The sequence below is a fragment of the Panacibacter ginsenosidivorans genome (genome assembly GCF_007971225.1).
Lineage (GTDB): Bacteria > Bacteroidota > Bacteroidia > Chitinophagales > Chitinophagaceae > Panacibacter > Panacibacter ginsenosidivorans.
The window spans coordinates 498213-523069 of sequence record NZ_CP042435.1 but is presented as its reverse complement, the minus strand read 5'-3'; the positions used below and the strand labels follow the sequence as shown (position 1 = coordinate 523069).

19 protein-coding genes are annotated in these 24857 nt (G+C 38.3%); 16 read left to right on the top strand and 3 right to left on the bottom strand.

The window, feature by feature from the left end; translation table 11 throughout:
• The first annotated feature begins 320 nt into the window (after positions 1-320).
• Positions 321-2591 (top strand): catalase/peroxidase HPI, encoded by a 2271-nt coding sequence (gene katG, locus FRZ67_RS02045; protein ID WP_147187944.1) that lies wholly within the window; start codon positions 321-323, stop codon positions 2589-2591.
• 304 nt (positions 2592-2895) lie between these two features.
• Here the strand turns inward: katG and FRZ67_RS02040 are convergent, their stop codons facing one another.
• Positions 2896-4620, bottom strand: coding sequence for a sensor histidine kinase (locus FRZ67_RS02040; protein ID WP_147187943.1), 1725 nt, complete (start codon positions 4618-4620; stop codon positions 2896-2898).
• 380 nt (positions 4621-5000) lie between these two features.
• On the opposite strand from FRZ67_RS02040, the gene FRZ67_RS02035 reads away from it, so the two are divergent.
• The 10 genes from FRZ67_RS02035 (at position 5001) to FRZ67_RS01990 (ending at position 16552) form a co-directional block, all read left to right on the top strand.
• A complete protein-coding gene (locus FRZ67_RS02035) occupies positions 5001-7034 on the top strand; it encodes a M13 family metallopeptidase (protein ID WP_147187942.1) in 2034 nt (677 codons plus the stop codon).
• A gap of 261 nt (positions 7035-7295) precedes the next feature.
• A complete protein-coding gene (locus tag FRZ67_RS02030; protein WP_147187941.1) occupies positions 7296-7751 on the top strand; it encodes a hypothetical protein in 456 nt (151 codons plus the stop codon).
• Positions 7752-7936: 185 nt separating this feature from the next.
• Complete coding sequence (locus FRZ67_RS02025) at positions 7937-8857, top strand: GlxA family transcriptional regulator (protein WP_147187940.1); 921 nt, start codon at positions 7937-7939, stop codon at positions 8855-8857.
• 73 nt (positions 8858-8930) lie between these two features.
• Positions 8931-9836, top strand: a complete 906-nt coding sequence (locus FRZ67_RS02020) for a GlxA family transcriptional regulator (protein ID WP_225975479.1) — start codon at positions 8931-8933, stop codon at positions 9834-9836.
• Between the two features lie 290 nt (positions 9837-10126).
• Positions 10127-11314, top strand: coding sequence for a DJ-1/PfpI family protein (locus FRZ67_RS02015; protein ID WP_147187938.1), 1188 nt, complete (start codon positions 10127-10129; stop codon positions 11312-11314).
• Positions 11315-11354: 40 nt separating this feature from the next.
• Positions 11355-11711 carry a hypothetical protein gene (locus tag FRZ67_RS02010; RefSeq protein WP_147187937.1) on the top strand — a complete coding sequence of 119 codons (357 nt, stop codon included), beginning with the start codon at positions 11355-11357 and terminating at the stop codon, positions 11709-11711.
• 45 nt (positions 11712-11756) lie between these two features.
• Complete coding sequence (locus tag FRZ67_RS02005) at positions 11757-12167, top strand: DUF6010 family protein (protein ID WP_147187936.1); 411 nt, start codon at positions 11757-11759, stop codon at positions 12165-12167.
• A 213-nt stretch (positions 12168-12380) separates the two neighbouring features.
• On the top strand, positions 12381-12872 hold the full coding sequence (locus tag FRZ67_RS02000; protein WP_147187935.1) for a DUF3347 domain-containing protein: 492 nt from the start codon (positions 12381-12383) through the stop codon (positions 12870-12872).
• Between the two features lie 154 nt (positions 12873-13026).
• Positions 13027-15270 carry a multicopper oxidase domain-containing protein gene (locus FRZ67_RS01995; RefSeq protein ID WP_225975478.1) on the top strand — a complete coding sequence of 748 codons (2244 nt, stop codon included), beginning with the start codon at positions 13027-13029 and terminating at the stop codon, positions 15268-15270.
• A gap of 334 nt (positions 15271-15604) precedes the next feature.
• Positions 15605-16552 (top strand): sugar phosphate isomerase/epimerase family protein, encoded by a 948-nt coding sequence (locus FRZ67_RS01990; RefSeq protein WP_147187934.1) that lies wholly within the window; start codon positions 15605-15607, stop codon positions 16550-16552.
• Between the two features lie 406 nt (positions 16553-16958).
• Here the strand turns inward: FRZ67_RS01990 and FRZ67_RS01985 are convergent, their stop codons facing one another.
• Positions 16959-18359 carry a Gfo/Idh/MocA family protein gene (locus FRZ67_RS01985; protein ID WP_147187933.1) on the bottom strand — a complete coding sequence of 467 codons (1401 nt, stop codon included), beginning with the start codon at positions 18357-18359 and terminating at the stop codon, positions 16959-16961.
• Positions 18360-18679: 320 nt separating this feature from the next.
• On the opposite strand from FRZ67_RS01985, the gene FRZ67_RS01980 reads away from it, so the two are divergent.
• Entirely contained in the window at positions 18680-20089 is a 1410-nt protein-coding gene (locus tag FRZ67_RS01980) for a hypothetical protein (RefSeq protein WP_147187932.1), read from the top strand.
• Positions 20073-20741 (top strand): CPBP family glutamic-type intramembrane protease, encoded by a 669-nt coding sequence (locus FRZ67_RS01975; RefSeq protein WP_147187931.1) that lies wholly within the window; start codon positions 20073-20075, stop codon positions 20739-20741. Before FRZ67_RS01980 ends, FRZ67_RS01975 begins: the two co-directional genes overlap by 17 nt.
• A gap of 334 nt (positions 20742-21075) precedes the next feature.
• Here the strand turns inward: FRZ67_RS01975 and FRZ67_RS23320 are convergent, their stop codons facing one another.
• Positions 21076-21243, bottom strand: coding sequence for a hypothetical protein (locus FRZ67_RS23320; protein WP_158638283.1), 168 nt, complete (start codon positions 21241-21243; stop codon positions 21076-21078).
• 36 nt (positions 21244-21279) lie between these two features.
• Between FRZ67_RS23320 and FRZ67_RS01970 the strand changes: the two genes are divergently transcribed.
• The 3 genes from FRZ67_RS01970 to FRZ67_RS01960 all read left to right on the top strand — a co-directional run bounded on the left by FRZ67_RS01970 (position 21280) and on the right by FRZ67_RS01960 (position 24818).
• Positions 21280-22314, top strand: a complete 1035-nt coding sequence (locus tag FRZ67_RS01970) for an alpha/beta hydrolase (RefSeq protein WP_147187930.1) — start codon at positions 21280-21282, stop codon at positions 22312-22314.
• 166 nt (positions 22315-22480) lie between these two features.
• Complete coding sequence (locus FRZ67_RS01965; RefSeq protein WP_147187929.1) at positions 22481-23776, top strand: CitMHS family transporter; 1296 nt, start codon at positions 22481-22483, stop codon at positions 23774-23776.
• A gap of 37 nt (positions 23777-23813) precedes the next feature.
• Positions 23814-24818 (top strand): amidohydrolase family protein, encoded by a 1005-nt coding sequence (locus FRZ67_RS01960; protein WP_147187928.1) that lies wholly within the window; start codon positions 23814-23816, stop codon positions 24816-24818.
• Positions 24819-24857: the final 39 nt, after the last annotated feature.

Genomic DNA, 24857 nt, shown 5'->3' with positions numbered 1-24857 from the left:
GTGCCCAAAGAACAGAACTTTGAAGTGAGTAACACAACCACTGCCGCATGATACACCAAAGCCTGTCAACAAAAAATTATTTAAGTAATAGCATCAGCCAGCAAATTATCCAGGCACCAATGGCGCATTCCCTGTTATTTTTTTGAGGTGCAAAAAGGGGTTTGTGTTATTATAGTTTTATTCTATGCGATTATAAAATTAATTGATTTCTATTATGATGCAGTTATCATAGATTTGATGCCGGAAACAATCACCAGTGCTTGCCTTTGTTTGGTAAGATGTAAAAAACATATTCATTTCTCAGCACAAACTTTTTATTTATGGAATCAAATGACATTAGTAAGTGCCCGTTTCACAACGGCAGTTTAAAGCAAAATGTTGGCGGCGGTGGTACAAGAAACCGTGACTGGTGGCCAAACCAATTAAAGCTGAATATTCTTCGTCAGCATTCTTCTTTGTCAAATCCTATGGACAAAGATTTTAACTATGCGGAAGCATTTAAAAGTCTCGATCTGGAAGCAGTAAAAAAAGATATGCATGCACTTATGACAGATTCGCAAGACTGGTGGCCTGCAGATTTTGGTCACTATGGTGGCTTGTTTATACGTATGGCATGGCACAGCGCAGGAACGTATCGTGTAGGTGATGGACGTGGTGGAGCAGGAGCAGGCCAACAACGTTTTGCACCACTTAATAGCTGGCCTGATAATGTGAGCCTTGATAAAGCACGAAGGTTGCTTTGGCCTATCAAACAAAAATATGGCAGCAAAATTTCATGGGCAGACCTGATGATCCTTGCCGGTAATATAGCACTGGAATCAATGGGTTTTAAAACATTTGGGTTTGCAGGCGGACGTGAAGATGTTTGGGAGCCTGAAGAAGATGTGTACTGGGGTGCTGAAACGAAATGGCTTGGTGGTGATATACGATACGCCCATGGTTCAGATGGTGTGGATAAAGCGCATGGTGTAGTTTCATCTGATGATAATGCAGATGGTGATATACATTCCCGTAATCTTGAAAATCCTTTGGCTGCTGTGCAGATGGGATTGATCTATGTAAACCCTGAAGGCCCTGATGGTAATCCTGATCCTGTAAAAGCAGCAAAAGATATCCGGGATACGTTCGGCCGCATGGCAATGAACGATGAAGAAACAGTTGCGTTGATCGCAGGTGGACACAGCTTTGGTAAAACACATGGTGCTGCACCCGCAACGCATGTAGGCAAAGAACCCGAAGCTGCTGAAATGGAGTTGCAGGGTTTTGGCTGGAGTAGCAGCTATGGATCTGGTAAAGGTGCAGATACTATCACCAGTGGCCTTGAAGTTATATGGACAAAAACACCAACCAAATGGAGCAATAATTTTTTTGAGAACCTGTTTGGCTTTGAATGGGAGTTAACCAAAAGTCCTGCTGGTGCACACCAGTGGGTAGCAAAGAATGCTGATGACATAATTCCTGATGCATTTGATAGTTCGAAAAAACATAAGCCTACAATGCTTACTACTGATCTTTCTTTAAGGTTTGATCCTGTTTATGAAAAGATATCCCGGCATTTCCTTGAAAATCCCGATGCTTTCGCAGATGCGTTTGCACGTGCATGGTTTAAGCTAACACATCGTGATATGGGACCACGTGCTCGCTACTTAGGCGCAGACGTACCTGCAGAAGAATTGCTTTGGCAGGATCCTATTCCCGCTCTGGATCATACATTGATTGATGAAAATGATATTGCTGCATTAAAAGCAAAAGTGCTGGAATCAGGGTTATCGGTTTCAAAACTGGTATCTGTTGCATGGGCTTCAGCTTCTACTTTCCGTGGCTCAGATAAACGTGGTGGTGCAAATGGTGCACGTATCCGTTTGGCACCACAGAAAGATTGGAGGGTGAACAATCCTGCGCAACTTTCAAATGTTCTGGATGTATTGGAAGGCATTCAGTCAGTATTTAATGCAACGCAAACAGGTGACAAAAAGATATCACTGGCAGATCTTATTGTACTGGCAGGTTGTGCAGCTGTTGAAAAAGCGGCTAAAGATGCAGGTCATAACATTACTGTTCCTTTTGCACCAGGTCGTATGGATGCATCACAGGAACAAACAGACGTAGAATCAGTTGGCTATTTAGAACCGCAGGCAGATGGCTTCCGTAATTATCGGAAGGCAAATTATCCTGCATCAACAGAAGCATTATTGATTGATAAAGCGCAACTACTTACACTAACAGCACCTGAGCTTACCGTGCTGGTTGGCGGCATGCGTGTGCTGAATACCAACTTTGATGGTTCTGCTCATGGCGTTTTTACCCAAACCCCTGGCAAGCTTACCAACGATTTTTTTGTGAACCTGCTGGATATGAATACTGCGTGGAAACCTGCTACTGAAGATAAAGAACTATACCAGGGCTATAACCGTGCAACAACAAAACCAACATGGACTGCAACACGTGCCGATCTTGTATTTGGTTCCAACTCAGAACTGAGGGCTATTGCAGAAGTATATGGCAGTTCAGATGCACAGGAAAAATTTGTGAAAGACTTTGTTGCGGCATGGAACAAAGTAATGAATTTAGACAGATTTGATTTAGTGTAAAACAAATCCGATAAAAAAGACGATAGAATAGCTATCGTCTTTTTTTATTTAAAACTGCTGAGATAAATGATATTATTATTGTGATACCGGCTTTAGTAACCCGGTTGAACATCGTTGCGTCGCAATCCTTTCATCGTCGGGATTATACATTGAGCTATTATGTAAATTGAAAACACCTCTTGAAGATAACACCATTACCTGCAAATGCAAAGTGTTTTATACGATGGGTTTTAAAAGCCACTCTGCAAATATACTATTCAAGGTATGCCTGGAGAATGTAAGTAAGCAATACTCAGATGCCAGTTTATTCTGGCACTCTTACGATGATCGTTACCCCTTTTCCTGTTGCTGTTTCAAAAGTACATTCGCCATTCATGCTTAAAACACGCTCTTTTATGCCCACTATTCCCAACCTTTTTTTCTCTTTCACTTCTTCAGGATCAAACCCGTTTCCGTTGTCGGCAATCCGTAGTACAAAAAATCCGTTGATACTGTCGTATTCAAAACCAGCATCTACCTGAGTGGCGTTTGCGTGTCTTGCGATATTGGTCAGCGCTTCCTGGTAAATTCGGTATAGACCAAAAGAAACGGATGTTTCCATTTTTGGATGTTGCAATAAAGAACTGAACCGGCAGCTAATGCCTGTTCTGTTCTGGAATTCGTTTGTCTGCCAGCGCAAGGCCTCAATAAGACCAAGGTCATTTAAAATATCTGGTCGTAATTGCGATGAAATTTTACGTGTTGCATGTATGGTTTCATCCAATAATTGAAGCGTGCCTGACAGCTTATTATCTGTCTCGTCATTATCTGGCTTCATTTTTTTTCTTAGCCAATGTACATCAAATTTGATTGCTGTAAGCAACTGTCCAATTACGTCATGAATTTCACGTGCAATACCCAGGCGCTCTTCCTCACGGATGTTTTGAAGATGCGCCGCCAATTGCCGCAATTGTTCCTGTGATAAACGAAGCTCGTCTTCATACTTTTTTCTCTTAATGCTCATCGTATCAAATGCATTGGCAAGTTTTCCCAATTCGTCTTTCCGTTTAATATTTAACCGGTGGCTATAATTGCCTTTGGCTACGGATTCTGCTGAAACAATGAGTTTTTGAAGGGGCGTTGTAATACTGCGGCTAATAAGCCAGGCAAAAAAAATACCGAATACGGTGAGTGCAGCACCAATGGCTATCATCTTATATAAAAACTGATTTGCTGTCGCTGTCACTGCCTCCTGTGAAAGGGTGATGAGTATGAGCCAATGCGTGTTTGCAACCTCCTTTGCCGATGCAATCAAAGGGCTACCATCATAATCATAGCTGATCACTTTTTGAAGGTTCTTAAGATCAACAGGCGGAGCCTTTATCTGAACAATACCATTTGTCCAGAAACTACCATCATCATTGCCAATATAAAAAGCGCTCCTGGCTCCCATCAATTGCGACAGTGCTTCGATCTCAGCAGGTGTGGTAATCAGCATGCGCCATTTTACAAAGTAGCCCAAAATTTGTTTTCCATCAGTAACAGACACTATAATTGGGAAATACATCTCTGAACCTTCTTTGTATAATTTTCCTACTATAGCAAACCGCGGATCAGCAGTGCGTATTGGAAAAATGGAACTGGTTATTGTCGTGAACATTTTACTGCTGCCTGCTTCGAGTATCTTATGTCCCTGTACATCAAATAACTGTACTACGGGTATCAGAGTGTCTTGCTGTTCTTTAGCAAGCAGGGACTGCACACTTTTAAGAGAATCTTTTCCACCCGACGCCATATAAGCCTGAATGGGCGGCAGATTAGCTGTTTTTTGTGTTGAAGATAACAAGCGTTCTCCCATTTGTACAAACATCGAACTTATTTGATCTGTAAGCGTATGCAAACGTTCGCTGCCTGAGGAAAGAGATACCTTTTTTACTTCTTCGTAAGATGTATAAGTAAAAATAACAACGGTGCAAAGCAGCAGTATGCAGATGAGCAGCGGCAGCTTGTTTTGCAGGGATAATCCCGGGAAAACAAATGGTTTTGTCATGGCTGGCGATTTTATATAGTAGGTCTTAAAAGCGAATCAAAAAGAAATACCCATGAGTATTGGCTGTAGTTTTTCAACACCACTGTGCTAATGCAGACGTAAAAATTATAATAATCAGTTAGCTTTTTCAATCCCCGTAAAACCAATTTATAAACAGGTTTGTTTAAAAAAAGTTAAGTATGGGAGTAACTAAGTTAATCATTATAATGAAGTTTCAAATATATTTTGAATTAAAATCACTTTGATGATCTTCTGTACAGTGTATTAATAACTCTATAGAAACTGATGCTTTTGCATAAGCGGGTGTTTAAAAACGTACCACTAATCCAAAAGGAAATAGATGTTTTTTTTAAATCGCTATATTGCCAGAAAATTATTTTATGCGTTTAAAGATTGTTCCGGGTAGTATTCTTTTTTTGTTGCTTGCAGCGTGTAATTCAAATCCCGGGAAATCGACTAAGCCTGATGTGCTTGCATCAAATCTTGATACTACGATAAACCCTGCGGATGATTTTTTTGAATATGCTAATGGTGGGTGGATCAAAAGAAATCCAATTCCTTCTGATGAGAGTGGGTGGGGTTTATTCCAGGTCATTCCAAATGAAACATTAAACAGGCTGAAAACAATAAATGAAGAAGCTGCCAAAGCTAATGCTGCAAAGGGTTCTGCAGAACAAAAAATAAGCGACTTCTGGAAAGCAGCTATGGATTCTGCAAAGATCGAACAACAAGGCACACAGCCTTTGCAACCTTATCTTGATAAAATTGCCGGTATTAAAGATGCAGCTACACTGCAGAACACTATTGCAGAACTTGACAGGATGGGTGTAAGCACCGCATTTGGTTTATATGTTGGGCAAGATCCAAAGATCAGTTCACTTGAAGCATTGCAGATCTACCAGGCAGGAACTGGTTTGCCTGAGAGAGAGTTTTATTTTAAAACAGACAGTACATCTGTAAACATACGCAATGCTTATGTAAAGCATATGGCAACTATGCTAATGATGATCGGTGGTGATTCAACAAAAGCATTGGCATCAGCAAAAAATATTCTTGCTCTTGAAACACAATTTGCCAAAGCAAGCCGCAAACTTGAAGACCTGAGAGATCCTTACCTCAATTATCACAAGTATGCAACCAAAGATCTTGAGAAAGATTTTAGTGGTATTGACTGGACTAATTATATGACCGTCTTTGGTACATCAAATGTGGATTCTGTAATTATTGGTCAGCCCGATTATTACAAGGCATTGGGCACGTTACTTCACAGCACTTCAATTGATACATGGAAAGATTATTTGCGATACAGGCTTGTTGATGAGTTCTCTGAAACATTGCCCGATGCATTCAGTAAAGAAGCTTTTTCCTTTAATAAGCTTTTCTCAGGTGCGCAGGAAAGAAGAGCCAGATGGAAAAGAGCAATAAGAGCAGAACAAAATGTTATGGGCGAATTGCTTGGACAGATCTATGTAAAAAAATATTTTAATGATACTGCAAAACAACGTTACACAACTTTAGTAGAAAATATACGCACCGCTTTAAAGAACAGGATTGGCAGCCTGCCATGGATGAGTGATAGCACCAGGCAAAAGGCATTAACAAAACTTGCTGTGTTAAATAAAAAGATTGGCTATCCTGATAAATGGAAAGATTTTTCATCACTGGAAATAACAGGCGACAGTTACTTTCAGAACATGGTAAACGCAAATATTTTCTGGCATAATTATAACGTGCATAAATTAGGTAAGCCTGTTGACAAAACAGAGTGGACTATGTACCCGCAAACTTATAATGCATACTACGATCCATCTAATAACGAGATCGTTTTGCCTGCAGCTGCATTTATTGTTCCTGGTTATAATGATAATGAACTTGATGATGCTGTTGTGTATGGATACATGGCAGCATCTACTATTGGTCATGAAATAACACATGGCTTTGATGACGAAGGAAGACAATTTGATGCGCAGGGAAATCTTACACAGTGGTGGACGCCACAGGATTCTGCAAAATTTACACAGCGGGCAGATGTGTTGATTAAACAGTTCAGCAATTTTGTAGCAGTGGACACTTTTAAAATAAATGGCAGGGCTACATTAGGAGAAAACATTGCAGACCTAGGCGGTGTATTGCTTGGCCTGGATGCCTTTAAGCAAACAGAGCAATACAAAAAAGGAGAGAAGATTGCAGGGTTTACACCCGTGCAAAGATTTTTTCTTGGTTATGCATTAAGCTGGCAGGAAAATGAAAGGCCTGAAAATATTCGTACGCAGGTATTAACTGATGTACATTCACCTGAAAGGTTTCGTGTAAATGGCCCATTGCCAAATGTGGATGCATTTTATGAAGCATTCAATGTAAAGCCAGGAAACAAAATGTTTTTGCCGGATAGTGCAAGGGCAAGAATTTGGTAAAAATATAATTGCAGTAATGTTTATGAGCCCAACAGTATTAATGCTGTTGGGCTTTTCCTTCGTCGCACTCTTGTACGGTTTGTAATGCTATTCAACATTGAACAGCATAATACTACTTAATAATTATGCCATCCTTATGCTAATACCGGCGCATATTTATAATTTTAGCAACACCTCCGTGCAGACACAAGCAATATTCTTTGTCCTTTCTTGACATCTTCCTGTCTCTTGGCAGTTATATTACCGCCAGACATTTGTATCATGAATTTAAAACGATACAAATATAAAAAAGCAACCATCCTTATTGCAATAGCTGGTTTGATTTCAGTCTTATGTATACAGGCTAAAAGTTGGTCGGTAACTGAAAAGCCGGTTGTAAAAAAGTTCAACCTGGAAGTTTATAAATCCAATGATTATTTATCAGCCATATATAATGATGCTACTGCAAAGGTCAGTATCTCTATAACAAAAGTTAGCCGTCACTCCAGAACAACTATATGGAACAAAACATTTGATGCACTTCAGCTAAAACAATACCCATTGTCAGAAGACGCCTTATTTCAAAGGGTTGTCATCAATAATGTTTTTGATAGTAAGGAGCATCTTGAAATACACAGTACCGTTAGTTATTATGCAAATGGCGGAATTCTTGAAATAGAGGATGGTGTTTTAGTATCAAAGGGAGCAACAGATAGCACGCTCATTATTCCATTATAATAAGATGCCATACCACACACAACTAATTATTCAAAATAAACAAAAAAACAAAACATGAAACAATTCTTTTTAACAGCAAGTATTTTAAGGTATCTCGCTTATGTACAGCCCTCCATCTGCCTGATAGGGCATGTGTTCAAATGCTCCGCTTTATCAACAATATTTTAATATAAGATTCATTTGTGATGAAAAAAATTGCATTTATTATTCCACCAACTGTTGAGTTATTAGACCTTGCCGGCCCTGTACAGGTTTTTACTGAAGCTAAATTTTATGGCTTCGATATAGCAATTGAATTTTATGCTTATCAGCAGAAGCCTGTTAGTACTGCAGGTCTCGCATTTGGAGAACTTGCTAACTATAAAGATGCAAGATTGAACGAAGGTGATCTTTTATTTATACCTGGAATGGATTGTGAATATGTAAGAAGCAAGGAGTTTAAATATGAACATGCGTATTTTGCATGGATAAAAGAATGCTTCCAAAAGAATATAATTGTTTGTTCTGTTTGCAACGGTGCTTTTGCACTTGGCGAAGCAGGGTTATTAAACAATATTAAATGTACTACGCATTGGAGAAGGACAGAAGAATTACAGACGCGGTTTCCTGCAGCAAAAGTTTTAACTGATGCGCTTTTTGTAAAAGATGGGCGTATACGTACAAGTGCAGGTATCAGTGCAGGTATCGATCTTGCATTGTCTATCCTGGAAGATTTAAAAGGTCCAGTTTTTACGCATAAAGTTGCACGTGGATTAGTAGTGTACCACAGGCGAAGTAATAACTACCAGAAAGAAAGCATTTATATTAATTACAGGAAGCACATTAATCCTATGGTACATAAAATTCAGGACTACCTGATTGAAAACATTGCCAATAAAAACAACATTAAACTGCTTGCAAAACTCGTTGATACAAGCCCAAGAAATTTAAGCCGCGTTTTTAAAGAGAAAACAGGCGTTACCATACTTGAATATCTTACACAGTTACGATTAGAAAATGCAAATATTTTACTTACTAATACTGACTACACCCTGGATTACATAGCTGCTCAATGTGGCTTTAAAACTGCGAAACAATTAAAGAGAATTTTAAAAAATAAGTATTGAACCAAAAAACATAAGCACAACCAGATGTCTGCCCTAACTTTACTTCTACACTCATACCAGGCAGATGAAAAAAATGGCGTTTATAGTACCTCCTTCTGTAGAACTCTTAGATCTCGCCGGACCTGTACAGGTTTTTACAGAAGCCAGGTTTTATGGATATGATGTAAGTCTTGAGTTCTATTCTTACCACCAGGACATTATTTGCAGTTCGCATCTTCCTTTCGGTAAAATTGCAAACTACCGGGAAGCTGAATTAAATGAAGGTGACTTTATTTTTATACCGGGCACAGAACATGAATATTTAAACAGTTTTGATTTTAAGACCGAAAGAGCATTTTTTAAATGGCTAAATGAATGTGCCAACAAAAATGTAAGTGTCTGTTCGGTTTGCACCGGGGCTTTTGTTTTAGGGCAGGCTGGTTTACTTGATGGTATTGAATGTACCACGCACTGGAGAAGAATTCCGGAACTTAAACAACGTTTTCCAAAAGCTAAAGTGATAGAAGATGTTCTTTTTGTAAAAAGTAAAAATATTTATACAAGTGCAGGCATCAGCGCCGGTATTGACCTTGCATTATCCATTCTCGAAGATTTAAAAGGTCCGCTTTTTACACATAAGGTTGCACGCGGCTTGGTTGTGTATCACAGGCGAAGCCACAACCATAAACAGGAAAGTATTTATCTTGATTACCGCAATCATATCAACCCGCAGGTGCATGAAGTGCAGGATTATTTGATTGATCATCTTTCCGGCGAAAACAGCATTGAAATGCTGGCAGATCTGGTTGCTATGAGCCCAAGAAATCTAAGCCGCGTTTTCAAAGAAAAAACAGGACTTACCATACTCGAATACCTTACACAATTACGCATTGAAAATGCAAAAACATTACTTAATAACCCCAACTACACACTGGAATATATAGCTGCGCAATGTGGCTTTAAAACTGCAAGGCAACTACAGAGAATTCTGAAAAATTAAATCAGAAGAATTTTTTTTGTGCACGACAATTTATTTTCTATGAGACTTTTCTTGCGTCGCACTCTTGTGCCCTAAACCCCTGAAGGGGCTTTACCAGCTTTTGTTCTTTACCCCCTTTAGGGATGGGGGCTTCAACAGTACAAGTGTGCGACGCAACGATGCTAAATAGTAATGCTGCAGCCTGGCTCATAATTATTTTTTACTCCTTTCAAGTTGTCCGTTTCTGACATCTTGCTGTCTCTTAGCCACGCCTTCCTGCATTGCAACTTTGTGGTATCAAAAAAACAATCATGAAAAAATTTAAAAAAACATTTATTGTAATCTCTACCCTGTTGCTGCTCTGCATCATGCTTTTCAATGCCTGCCAGCCGGTAAGAGAGTTTAGAAGCGAAACAATTTACAAGGGAAGCAATAACTTTAACTGGCAACAGCCTGCAATAGATGCTGCTAAGAAAAATGTTTTCATCGTTGCAGATAATGATGGAACAGAACTGTTTGATATGATGGCGCCTTTTTATCTTTTCAACGAAACGGGCAAAGCAAACGTTTATATCGTTGCAAAAAATAAGTACCCGGTCAATGTAAAAAAAGGACTTTTCTTACTTCCGCAAATAACTTTTTCTGAAGCTGATTCATTAATGCTGAAGGCTGATGTGATCGTTATTCCTGCACAAATAGGAGCCATGCAAAAGAATCAACAGGATTCAATCGTGATTGACTGGATAAAAGATAATTACACAAGTACAACCAAAATTTTAGCTGTATGCGATGGGTCAATCACAGCCGCAGCCACCGGTATTTATGATGGAAAATTGCTTACCACGCATGCTTCCGATTATCCGATTGTAAAAGTTCCCTATACCAAACCTATATGGGTGCAAAATATTAGTGTAACACAAAGTGGAAATCTATTTAGCACAGCCGGTGTTTCCAACGCTACTGAAGGCAGCCTTGCTGTAATAAAAGAACTTTTTGGAAAAGAAACCATGCAACGCGTTGCAGCTAAAATTTATTATCCACATGCTGATATAAAAACAGCACACCAAAGCATAGCTGTAAGCGGAAGCACCAAAACCACGATACTTAAGAAAGTGATGTTTAGAAAAAATAAAAATGTTGGTGTATTGCTCCAGGATGGTATGAGTGAATTTGATCTGGCAGGTGTGCTCGATACTTATAATCGTAGTTTCCCATCATCATGTAATACATACAGTGCTTCAGGTAAAACTATTACAACAAAATTTGGGTTAACACTTATACCAACAGGCGATTCGCATAAAAATAATTTGGATGAACTGCATATATTAATGCCTGAAACATTTTCAAAAAATGATGAAGCCTCGTTTAAGAAAACGGAATACATCAAGTATGATCACCAGCAAAAGCAATACATCATTGATGTATGCCTGGAAAGAATTGCACAACAATACGGAAGCAGTTTTGCAAATGTTACGAAGCTGCTGCTGGACTATAATTAATCATTCGTAAAAAATAATCACAAACTTATAAATCAAGATTATGAAAAAAGTTATCATCCTTGCAATCGCTTTGCTTGTTTCCTTTCATTCGTTTTCTCAAACTGATACGACTAAGATTGAACAGTATTGCGAAGTAATAGCAACGCCCCGTTTACTTAGCAATAAGGTAACATTAGAAGTAAACTATGGCGAAGAGAAAAGTTACTGGAGAGACACCAGGCTAAAAAATGACGATGGTAAATTGAAAAAATTTAACACCATAATTGATGCATTGAATTATATGGGCAAACAAGGATGGGCATTTGTAAATGCATATCCTGTAAAGATTGGGGATATTCAAATTTATCATTACGGGTTTAGAAAATTGTTTTCAAGATCAGAAGTTAGCGACAATTAAATCACTTCAATATTACAGTTAATCATAAAACTAAAACAAACTACAATGACGCTTGCTTTAATAATAGGACTTTCTTTAGGATTCATATCCATACTGTTTTCCCGGTTGCTTAAACAGTTGGATGAAAAGGCCTTTTATGGCTTAATGCTTACAGCTATCGGGGCTTTATATGTCGGTTTTACCTGGACCGACACAACATCTTTTATTATCAATTGTATTCAATGTTTCTTCTTTGGCACATTAGCTTATTTAGGAATTAAAAAGAATGCATATCTTCTTGCAGCCGGTTTTATACTGCATGGAGCTTTTGACTTTGTATATGGTTTATTTCCTATCCCGGATTTAAGACCGCCGCACTACGACGTTTTTTGTTTGTCAATAGATTGGATTATTGGTGTTTACCTTTTTATCATAGTATACGGGCAGATGAATGTAAAAACAAAAAATTTCAATTAACTATAAACGCAACAGTAAAAAATATATACATCCATCCCATTATTGTATAACAAAACGGGGATGGTGATGTGATAGCTTTGTGTAAAATAAAAACAATGAATACATATTTACAATATCACTTTGCCGTCTCTTCAGCCAAAGGATGTATGTAATTTTTTACAACAAAAAAATTAATAACCAGGTACATGGCACTAACTTATAAAAATAAATAACATGAAATCTTTAATAACAACAGTAGTTATTACACTGACAACTGTATTTTCAGTTAATGCTCAGAAAGCGTCTTTAACATTGTCACCAATACTTAGTCTATATTATAATGTAAAAGATGCATTAATAAATTCAGATGCTAAAACAGCTTCTGTAAAAGCAGGTGACCTGGCGAAAACTATTAGCAGCATTAATTTTAATTCAATGCCTGCTTCCGGGCAAAGCATTTTTGGTTCTCTAAAGGATAAATTAGTTTCCGATGCAAATCGTATTTCAGAAAATAATGATATTGAAAAACAAAAGGCATACTTTTCTTCTTTGTCAACAAATATCTATTCGTTGGTAAAGATGGTAAAATTATCAGACCAGCCTGTTTACCAGGCATATTGTCCAATGAAAAAAGCTTATTGGCTAAGCAATGAAGCTGCTATTAGAAATCCCTATTATGGTAAACAGATGCTTACCTGTGGTAAGGTTAGCGATATAATTAAATAGCAAGTTAACATCTGCAGATAGTTACCCGCTTAACACAATTGATATTGTTGCGTAAGGTTATATAGTACAAGAGTGCGACGCAAGAATGTCTAATAGCAATGCTATGCCCGGTTCACAAAAAATCTCTTTTAATAGTATTCTAATAATTACCAAAATGAAACTTATATTTCTATCAACAATTTTACTTGCATGTTATTCATTGGGGTATTCGCAGCACAAGAATATGGAAATGCCAATGCCGATGCAGCAAGCTACCCAGATGGAAGAACATAACAAACTCAATACTGTTGTTTATCATTTATATATTGGTGATACAATAGTTAATTATACCGGTAAGCAAAGGCATGCACTTGCTATCAACGGCTCGATTCCCGCACCTACGCTATATTTTACAGAAGGAGATACTGCCCTGATATACGTGCATAATAATTTAAAAACTGAAACATCTTTACACTGGCACGGTCTTATTTTGCCTAATCAATATGATGGTGTGTCTTATTTAACTACAGCTCCTATTGGTGCAGGACAAACGCATGTATTTAAATTTCCGCTCAAACAAAGCGGCACTTATTGGTATCATTCTCACACAATGCTGCAGCAGCAAAGTGGTTTGTATGGTGCATTTATCATTCACAAAAAAAATGAAAAGCCTGTTAAAGAATTTACCATGCTGCTGAGTGACTGGACTGATGAACAGCCTTACCAGGTTGACAGAAGTTTACATAATGCTACGGATTGGTATGCGATCAAAAAAGGTAGCACACAGAATTATGCTGAAGCCATTAAAGAAGGATATTTTAAAACAAAATTTACCAATGAATGGAAGAGAATGATGGCAATGGATGTAAGTGATGTAGCTTATGACAAGTTCTTCATCAATGGTAAAGTAAATGCAGAAGCATCAGCATATAAAGCCGGAGATTCAATTCGGTTGCATATTATTAATGGTTCTTCTTCTACTTATTTCTGGTTGCAATATGCTGGCGGTAAAATGTCTGTGGTTGCAAATGATGGTATGGATGTAGAACCCGTTGAAGTGGACAGAATGATTATTGCTGTTGCTGAAACATATGATGTTGTTGTAGTGATCCCTGAAGATAAAAGTTTTGAATTAAGGGCTACTTCTGAAGACCGCACAAACGCTACCTCTTTATGGTTGGGTTCAGGAACAAAGGTCAATGCCGCTGTTTTGCCTAAGCTGAAATATTTTGAAGGTATGAAGATGATGAACTCAATGATGAAAATGGATGGCAGCATGGACGATATGGGAATGCAAATGAGCAATCAGGTAATGGATATGAATACAGTAATGTACCCGGAAATAACAGGCGATGCTAATGCAAATAGTGCTAACAAAGCAGCTGATACAACAGCTATGGATGTAAGTAACACTATTGTTACATTAAACTATTCAATGTTGCGCTCACCGGTTAAAACAACCTTACCGGATGCACCTATGAAAGTTCTTCACTTTAATTTAACGGGCAACATGAACCGTTATGTATGGAGCATAAACAATGAAACAGTTTCTGAATCTGATGAAATTAAGATCAAAAAAGGAGAGAATGTTCGTATCATTTTATATAATGGAACTATGATGCGCCACCCTATGCATTTTCATGGGCATTTCTTTAGGGTATTGAATGGGCAAGGTGATTACTCGCCATTTAAAAACACATTGGATATTATGCCCATGGAAACTGATACACTTGAGTTTGCACCTACTGAAACCGGTGATTGGTTTTTTCATTGCCATATTTTATATCATATGATGAGTGGAATGGGAAGAATTTTCACCTATGAAAACTCTTTTGTAAACCCGGAAGTGCCTGACCGTGAAATGGCGCTAAAAATGATTTATATGGATGACAGAAAATTACATCCTTTCGCAAAGATCGGTTTAGAAAGCAACGGAAGTGATGGTGAAATAGCAATATCAAACACAAGGTATCGCCTGCAAACTGAATGGCGCATAGGGTTAAATGATGAGTCTGGTTACGAAAGCGAAACCCATTTTGGAAAATATATCGGTAGTATGCAATTATGGATGCCATATGCCGGTTGGGATTTTCGTTATAGAAAAATTACAGAGCCTGAAAAAAATATCTTTGGACAATCAGACACAAAAGATACCCGGAAGGTATTTTGTGCAGGTGTTCAGTATACTTTGCCTATGCTGATAATTGCTGATACGAGAATTGATACGAAAGGTAAATTTCGTTTACAGTTAAGCAGAGAAGATATTCCTTTGACCAATCGCTTAAGGTTTAATTTTATGGTAAACACAGACAAAGAGTATATGGCGGGATTCAGATACATCGTTACAAAATATGTTTCCTTATCTACACATTATGATAGTGATATGGGTTATGGTGCAGGAATTACTTTCACGTACTAGAAATGTGTGTTCACTGCCATTTTAAGGCTTGTTATTTCTTTCGAACTGTTGTATTAAAGGATTTGTGAATCATCAGTAGGTTTCTTTATTTATGATTGATGAATGAAATTCAGAACGTACAAGTGAGTGACACAACAAATGATGAATAAAGTTTCAACAGTTTAGTTACAAAAAAATACAATTGATTTTACTGATTATCTGATAACAGTAATATCAGTATATTTAAGGCAACAACAGAAGGCAGTTGTATTACCGATCTTAATACGGTTACGATTGCTTCAAAATAAATAATTTTGAAGTCATTTCAATTAGTGTCATCATCAAAAACAACAGTATGAAAAGAAGGAAATTTCTACAGTCAGGAACGCTTGCTTTCTCAGGCCTGTTACTTGCACGCTCTGCCGGGTCAGCAATGTTTAACTATAAGAAAAATGTTCCGGTCGGTCTGCAGTTATACACGCTGGGGGACTTAATGACAAAAGACCCACAGGGTACTTTACAAAAACTTGCTGCAATTGGGTATAAAGAACTGGAAAGTGCAGGATCTCAAAAAGGAAATTTCTATGGATACAAACCGAAAGAATTAGCAGCTATGATAAAAGATGCGGGCATGACGTGGCGCTCAGCCCATGTAGGCGGTGCACCTTTTAATATGGCACAGATCATGAAGATGGCTAAAACGGCTGACGATTCTGCAAGGATTCAAAAATATATGGAACGTATGAAGGACATGCCAAAATCACTTAACCTTAAGGAGAATCACCAGGAGCTTGCAGATGCCGCAGCCGAAGGAGGTATAAGTTATCTGGTATGTTCAAGCATTCCTGTAAGTACATTAGATGAAATTAAAACAGCCGTAGAAGTATTCAACAAAGCCGGGGAAGCATGTAAAAAAGTGGGTGTGCAATTTGCTTATCATAACCATACCAGCGAGTTTGATGAGATAGAAGGGCATCGCCCGTTTGATTATATTCTTACCAACACTGACAAAGACATGGTGAAGATGGAATTAGATCTTGCATGGGCAACCAAAGCAAAGCAAGACCCTGTTGAGTTATTTAAATTGCATCCCGGTCGTTATCCTTTGTGGCATGTTAAAGATCTAGATAAGAACACGATGAGTCCTGCAGAAGTAGGCACCGGTGTTGTGGATTTTAAACACATTTTTGATAACGCAAAAGAATCTGGTATGAAGTATTTCTTTGTAGAGCAGGATGGGGCGCCGCAGCCATTACAGAATGTTACCCACAGTTATAACTACCTGCATAACATGCTTGGGTGATGTTTGCATCATAGCAAGTTCATGAGTAAGACACATCATTGAATAAATTATCTTAAAGTAAAGGCCGTTCTTTTTGAACAGCCTTTTTTTATTTGTGTAACCCAATTTCAATTATAACAAGACCTGCAGCAAATACTTACATTACGCTACATGTTATTGTACTTAGCCGTATTGCTGCTATATAGCTCCGGTTGCGTCGCACACTTGTACGTTCGGAAGAAAAGTCAACAAGACATTGGGCAAAGAGGCAATATCTTTTGATTTTTATTGTTTATTTTTTTCTGCTCATTAAATAACCAACTGTACAAGTGAGTGACACAACCAAAGCTTAATAACAGTACAATTGCCTGTACCCAAAAATAAAAAAAGCCTGCAGTACAGGCTTTAAATTTTATAGTGGTATAAATTAAACCAGTTTCATATTTACAGGATCCCACTTAATGATCTTCTTTTGAAAATAACTTTCATTACAGGATAGCGCAGGAGCAGCGGCCCTGAAGCCAAAGGTTGCGTCTTCCACAACAGGTTTACCTGTTCTTATGGCGTCAAAGAAATTGGTGAAGTGGTCTAAATGATCGCTGTAACCTTGTGGTGCTTTAAATGTTACGTCATCTTTTTTAGGTCTTTGCTTTTGCGCCGCAGTCCACCTGGCGTCGTAGTCTTTCTGCATTTCTTCCTGCATGCTTTTAGAGAAAGTGAACAGGGAATCATAACCGCCAAAACCCGGCGCTTCGGGCATAATGCTATGTTTTATGCTGAGATTATTTCCCTGCACTTCCATTACACCTTCAGAACCTACAAACCTTATCACTTCCTGCCCGCCGGTGCCACTGATAAAATTAACCTGCAGTGTTAACTGAAAAGCGGGATGCTCGGGTGTATCGCCATACTGCATTACGCCCGCCATAACATCAGGCATATTGCGTCCATCTTTCCAGTAACTGAACTGGCCGGTACCATAAATAGACTCAGGACCTTTGGAATTGGTGATGAAGTGTGTGCCGCTTAATAAATGTATGAAGAGATCACCTGCTACACCGGTGCCTACCTCTTTAAATGCACGCCACCAGAAAAACTTTTTAGAATCATACGCCATTTTTTCTGTTACTTCTATAAACTTATCCCAATCTGTTGTTTCAGCATTTGCATCTTTGGGTATGGTATATTCCCATGCGCCGATAGAGCTCTGCCTGTCGTACACAGCGTTTACCATATTCAGTTTTCCTATTTCACCTGCGGCTAATAATTCTTTTGCTTTTGCCAAACCAATACTGCTTACGCGCTGACTGCCTACCTGCAACACTTTGCCTGCCTTTTGTTGCGCTTCTATTACGCCCGGACCTTCGCTTATTTTATACACCATAGGTTTCTCGCAGTACACTGCTTTACCTTTGGCCAAAGCATCTTTTGTAATGCGGGAGTGCCAGCAATCTGTGGTGGCTATAATTACGGCATCTATATCACTTTTATCTAAAAGCTCTTTATAGTTTCTTGTTGTGAAAAGATCATTACCGAATTTCTCTTTTGCATTTACCAGCCTGCCTGTATAGAGGTCACAAATACCTGCAAGTTCTACACCTGGTACTTTTAATGCAGTGTCAAGGTCAAAGTGGCCCTGCACGCCATAACCGATAACGCCAAGCCTGATCTTATCGCCCGCTGATATTTTCTTTTCATAAAATAGTGTTCTTTCTTCTGCTTTTTCTTTTGCTGCAAGACTACTTAATGGCGCGGCTGCAGCCAACATACCTGTGGCGCCGATCTGTTGTAAGAATCTTCTGCGGGATGACTGACTTTGTTTTGACATATGGTGCATTTTATTTTATTTGACTGATATTGGTTTAAACAATATTCCGGTTGTAATATTTTCAAATATAGGTGATTGCTAAAAACATTATAACACGTATTTTATATGCCGGAGAAAAATAATTTAAACGGCTTTCCCCGGTAAAATAATCACCACATCTATTTAGCCGGATAACAAACCGATAATTCTTATCAGTTACAGCAATGATCTCCATCATGAATAATAATTTGTTGTTTCGATATTTTCATTAAGTGAAAAGTGCTTTACGGAAAAAGGCAGTTTTTTTGGATGGTTACTTAATGATTATCTAACAGCATCAAATGAAACATACTGTAAAAACACAACATAGGTCATTCAGCATTTTAAAATGGTTGCCTTTGTTTTTTGTTGTGGCAATGAGCATCGCTGTAGTTCTTTTTATCCTGGAGAACAGCGGTAATGAGAACAAGGCTACAGTTGTAAAGATTTCGGGAGATGTTTTGTCCTATAATATGTCTAAACTATATTTTTTAGGATCCGTTAAATCTGATAGCGTCAATACGGGGGCCCTGCTGGCAGAAAAAGGTGATCTTCTTTTACTTGGTGAAACGCCTTATTATTTTAATGATACGAAACAGGATTCATTGCATGTTGAAAGTAAGAATGGCGACTCCCTGATTTACATTAATGGCAATTTGAACACAATAGTAATCGATGAAGATAAAGATCTGTTACCATGGTTTAAACAAATGAAAGACACTGATATTGCAGCCTTACAAACACTTGTAATAAATTCAGCAATACCTGATGCGTATTTGCCTTATTTTGAAAAAATAGCAAGAGAGAAGCCACATATATCTCTTGCAGTAACTATGGATGATTCAACAGCTTTAAGTACCGCTTTTACAAAGCTTACAGTTCTTTTTTCTCCCAGGCTGCTGGTAACACAACTACACCAGGAGCAGCTTAAATGGCTTACTAAATGGAAAGAAATCGAGTGCATTTATTTCACCGTACAGGACTCTGCAGTTACCACAGCATTACCAGCAATACCTTCTTTGAGACAGGTAATCTTAATACCTGATGAAGAAACTATTATTAACGCGGATTTTTTTCAGAATAACCCGCAAATTGAAAAAATAACAACTTTTGGTTACCGGTTTCCTTATTTGCAAACGTTGCATCATTTGACCGGATTGAACCTGGGTAGTTTTGATTCCCTGGATGTTACAGCTATAACAAAGGAATATAAAGACCTTACCGTATTAAATCTCGGGGGAACTTTTTGTTTAAACATAGCTTCACTTGATTCTTTAAAACAGCTTACCTGGCTGGGATTACCACAGAAAATATCGCAGCAGGAATTTGATACCACGTTGCTACATCATCCCGGCCTTCAGGTGCTTCAAATGCATAGCACTAAAAACATAAAAAGCTTATACGCTTTAACACAGTTATCCAAATTAAATGGTCTTGTTATTGCAGATACTGTTATTGACAATAAAACATTGTATGCACTTAATCAACTCAGGTATCTTTCTTTGCCTGAAGAAAGTTTTAAAGACAGTGCTAATATTCTTTCTTTACAAAAAGCTTTACCAGGCTGTCTCATAGTCCCTAATTCCGGCGCCTGTCTTGGATCGGGGTGGTTGTTATTGGTAATTCCGCTTACATTATTTTTTGGAATTTTTTTGCGCGCAATTGCAAACAGGAGATTTTTATTTAATAAGCATAATGATAAAACTTCCTGATACGATGATCGTGGCACAACAAAGAAACACTACAGCTTTAGCCAGCAGTATATTATGCAGTGCAGCCTGTATCATATTTGCATGGTTCATTCATGCCCCTTTTCCTGTAAACATCATTGCCTACATATCATTAGGATTAGCCGCTTTTATTATGAGCCTGCAATTACTTCCGCTCACCACGATGTTGAGTCAGTTTTATCATCATCTTGTCTCTTCAAAAATGATCCTCTTTAATATGCTGGGCCTTCAAATGGGCATTGCTGCGGCATTATATTACAGGCACACTTATGGTATGTTTCTTTTTCCCGCCACCATCAACAGTTTTGCCATGGTAGCAATTTGTATTGCTGTTGTGGAGGAAGTAGTGTTTCGCGGTTTTATACAGGGAAAATTACAAAAAGTTAATGCAGGGTTTTCTGTTGTATTTGCATCCTTATCACACGCTGCTTATAAAGCCACTTTATTTCTTACTCCGTTTCTTGCGCAAAAAATCAATATCTCCTCGCTTTTTCTCACGTCATTACTTTTATTTCTTGTGCTCGGTTTATTAAAACAATATTCAAAAAGCATTGTCCCCTGCATTATTGCACATGTGGTTTTTGATGTTATAGTTTACGCAGAAATGACAACAGCCCCGTGGTGGGTATGGTAATACAAAATGCAGTAATTCTTCATCAATGTTAAATGCAGTGCAGTTTAGTGTATTTCCTGAGAAAGAAATTTATGTAACAGGCTTTTGTAGTACTATGCTTCCTGCGTTGTGTCACTCACTGCATCGTTCGGATCAGTATTGAACAAAGCGTATAAGTGTGCGACGCAACAAAAGAATTATAGCAGTAATAAAGCCCGGCTCAAAAAAATATATTACCTGCTTTCTTACTACTATTAAAATAGTTGTTTCTGTTGAGGATATTTAAAGATTTATGCGGGTGCTGCGGCGCTTTGGGCACTTCAACCCGATTTACTTTTATTGCGTTCTGCAAATACTAACCGATAAACAGCCATTGCCCTTCTTTTCCTTTTGGAATTGGCTGCGCCATCAATAAATGCGATTTGAAACGGTAATTAATTTGTGTTTTCCATATTACCTGAAATGTCCAGGTGCTCAACGAAAGTATTCCTGGCAAAAGATTCTGTTCTGTAAAATTCTTCAACTTTACTTATCTTACAAACCGTAATTAATACGCAATATGAAAAAAGTATTTGCCTTTTTGAATGCCATAATATTGGTAAACATTGCGATCTGTCAAAATATTTCAGGCACAGTTGTTACAAGAATCATTAATTCTGTTTACCTCCAAAACAAGGGCGGCGAAAATCCTGAGAGGAGAATTTCTGTGTACCTGCCACCGAATTATGATCAATCAAAACAACGCTATCCTGTTATTTATTACCTGCATGGCTTTATGGGCAACGATTCCATTTATCCGCTCATGAAAAATATTCTTGACCTGGGTATTGCAAAAAATAAGATCCGTCCATACATTCTTGTAATTGCAGATAACAACACATTATACTCCGGAAGTTTTTACAGTAACTCTTCGCTTACAGGCAACTGGAGTGACTTTGAAGCAAAAGAATTGGTGGAATACATGGATAAAAATTTCAGAACCATTGCAACCCGTAATGCACGTGGCATTGGCGGGCATTCAATGGGTGGTTATGGCGCGTTGAAAATTGCGATGCTGTATCCTGAAGTGTTTAGTTGCGTATACGCCATGAGCCCTGGCTTGCTTGCTTTTGTAAAGGAGTTTGGGCCAAACAGTGATTCATACAAACAACTTGCTGCTATAAAAACAAAAGATGAACTGGATAAGACATATTATCCAAGGGTTATCGCTGCTTGTGCAAGAGCTTGGTCACCTAACGCAAGCAAGCCGCCTTTCTATATCGATCTTCCATTTAATTACATAGGCGACAGTCTTGTTACAGATACTGCAGTATATGAAAAATGGCGAAGCAATATGCCTTTATACATGGTCGATAAATATGCATCCAATCTCAAAAAATTTAAAGCAATTAAACTTGATTGGGGAAGAAATGATGCACCACGTTTTGCTGTACAGTGTGGTATGTTTAGCCAGGAGTTGGAGAATCATGGAATACAACATTATGCGGAAGAATATATAGGCACACATACAAATAAAATATGGACAACTGATGGAAGGGTGCTCGATGAAATGCTTCCATTCTTTAATGACTATTTGCAGTTTGATGAGAAATAGTTTTTTGTTTGACGAGCTACAGTGCATGTGGCATCAACTGTTGCGTCGCATTACGTTCATCGTTCAGATCATCCATGAACAAAGCGTACAAGTGTGCGACGCAAGTAAAGATGTAGAATGTTATACAGCCGGGTTCATAAAATAAATTTTTAATTACATCATTTGTATGCTTGCATTTTATGGCTTCGCAACAATAATAGTTTTTTTGGTGCTTATCATGACAAAACGTTTGTCTGTGATAACTGCATTGGTATTGGTGCCCATTGTGTTTGCATTCATTGCAGGATTTGATTACAAAGAAGTAGGCGCAATGGCATTAACGGGAATAAAACAAGTTGCGCCAACCGGCATATTGTTGATGTTTGCCGTGTTGTATTTTTCTGTAATGCTCGATGCAGGTTTGTTCGATCCAGTGATTGCATTCATTGTGCGTTCCGTAAAAGGCGATCCGTTGAAAGTCATTGTAGGAACAGCTTTGCTTACAATGCTTGTGCATTTGGACGGTGACGGCACTGCAACATTTATGATCGTGCTTTCTACTTTTATTCCAATCTATAAAAAGCTTGGCATGAGCAGGGTGATACTTGCAGGCGTTGTTGCCTTGAGTGTTGGCCCAATGCATCTGGTGCCGTGGTCGGGAACATCTGTAAGAGCGATGTCAACCTTGAACACAGATGCAGTGCACATGTTTAATCCAAATATTCCTGCCATGCTTGGGGGTTTAATTTGGGTATTATTCGTTGCTTATATTTTTGGAAGAAGAGAAAGGAGGCGTATCGGCATTATTAAATTTGATTATGATTACAAAGAAAATTTTACCGATGAACAAAGATCATTACGAAGACCAAAATTAATTCTTGTAAATGCAATAATAACGATTGCATTGATCACAGCTTTGTTGATGGCCGTTATTCCTGCGCCGGCATTATTTGTAATTGCAGCTATCATTGCACTCATGATCAATTACAGCAAATTACCAGATCAGCAAAAAATATTGAAATCCCACGGTGCAAATATTTTTTTAGTATCGAGTATGATATTTGCAGCGGGTGTGTATTCCGGTATCCTTACAGAATCGAAAATGATAGAAGCAATGTCAACGGAACTGGTAAATCTCATTCCTAAAGAACATGCATCTTTTATTCCGGCAATAACTGCTGTAATTAGTATGCCTGCAAGTATTTTATTTACGCCGGATGCATATTATTATGGTGTTGTTCCTGTGCTTAGTCATACCTGTACACAATTAGGTGTTGACCCTCTTGAAATTGGCAGGGCATCTTTGTTAGGACAAATGACAGTTGGGTTTCCATTAAGCCCGCTTACTGCTTCTACATTTTTATTAATAGGTTTGGCGGAAGTGGAGTTAGGAGCGCATCAAAAATTTATTTTTAAGTGGGCCTGGGGTACAACCATTGTAATGACGATGATTGCACTCTTAACCGGCTCTATACATATCTGACAAAAATTCTATTATAACAATAATTAATAACCATCTCATGAGGAAAAAAAGTCTGTATTTAATCATCTGCAGTATTACCGCATTATTGGTAACCATACATATTTATGCACAGGATAGCGCAAAAAGGAGGCACCTGCCAATTATTGATGTACATGTGCACGCCATGAAAATGAATCCAGCTTTCGCAGCGGATATGTGTCCATGGTTCTTAAGCGATATGCCTGGTGGCGATCCCAATCAACCACCACCTGCATTTATCAACACAGATTGTGCAATGCCTCTCAAAGCAGCAAAATCAGATAAAGAATTCCAGGATTCTTTGATGGCAACAATGAAACGCCTGAACATGACCATAATCGCAAGTGGTGATGCATCAATTCTTCACAATTGGCAACAGGCAGCAGAACCGGGAAGAGTAATTCCCAGCATTGGCATCAGTTCTTCAAAAGATATGACAGTTGTTGCGTTTACAGATTCGCTTTCATCAGGCTTTTATAAAGTAATGGGCGAAACAGCGCCACAGTACCAGGGCATGTCGCCAAGTGATACTTCACTGGATGCTTACTTCGCAGCTGCTGAGAAACTAAATATACCGGTGGGCATTCACATGGGCACAGGCGGAAATGGTACAATTAATATCACCAATCCAAAATATCGCGCATCAATGGGTAATCCATTGTTGTTAGAAGACTTGCTTGCACGTCACCCTAAACTAAAAGTATGGGTAATGCATGCAGGTTACCCGATGGCTGATGAAATGATTGCATTAATGGGTGCCAATGCTTATGTATATGTAGATGTAGCAGGCATGATATGGAGCTATCCATTAGCTGAAGTAAATGATTATATTAAAAGGCTTGTGCAGGCTGGTTTTGAAAAAAGGATCATGTATGGCACTGACCTGATGATTTGGCCAAAGCTTTTGGAAACTTCTATCGGCGTAATTGAAAATGCAAACTATTTGTCTTTCGATCAAAAGCGGGATATATTATTTAATAATGCTGTTCGCTTTTTCAGGTTAGATGCATCTAAGTATCAATAGATTTTTTTTTTGGTGACCGGCTTTCGAATTATTACGAAG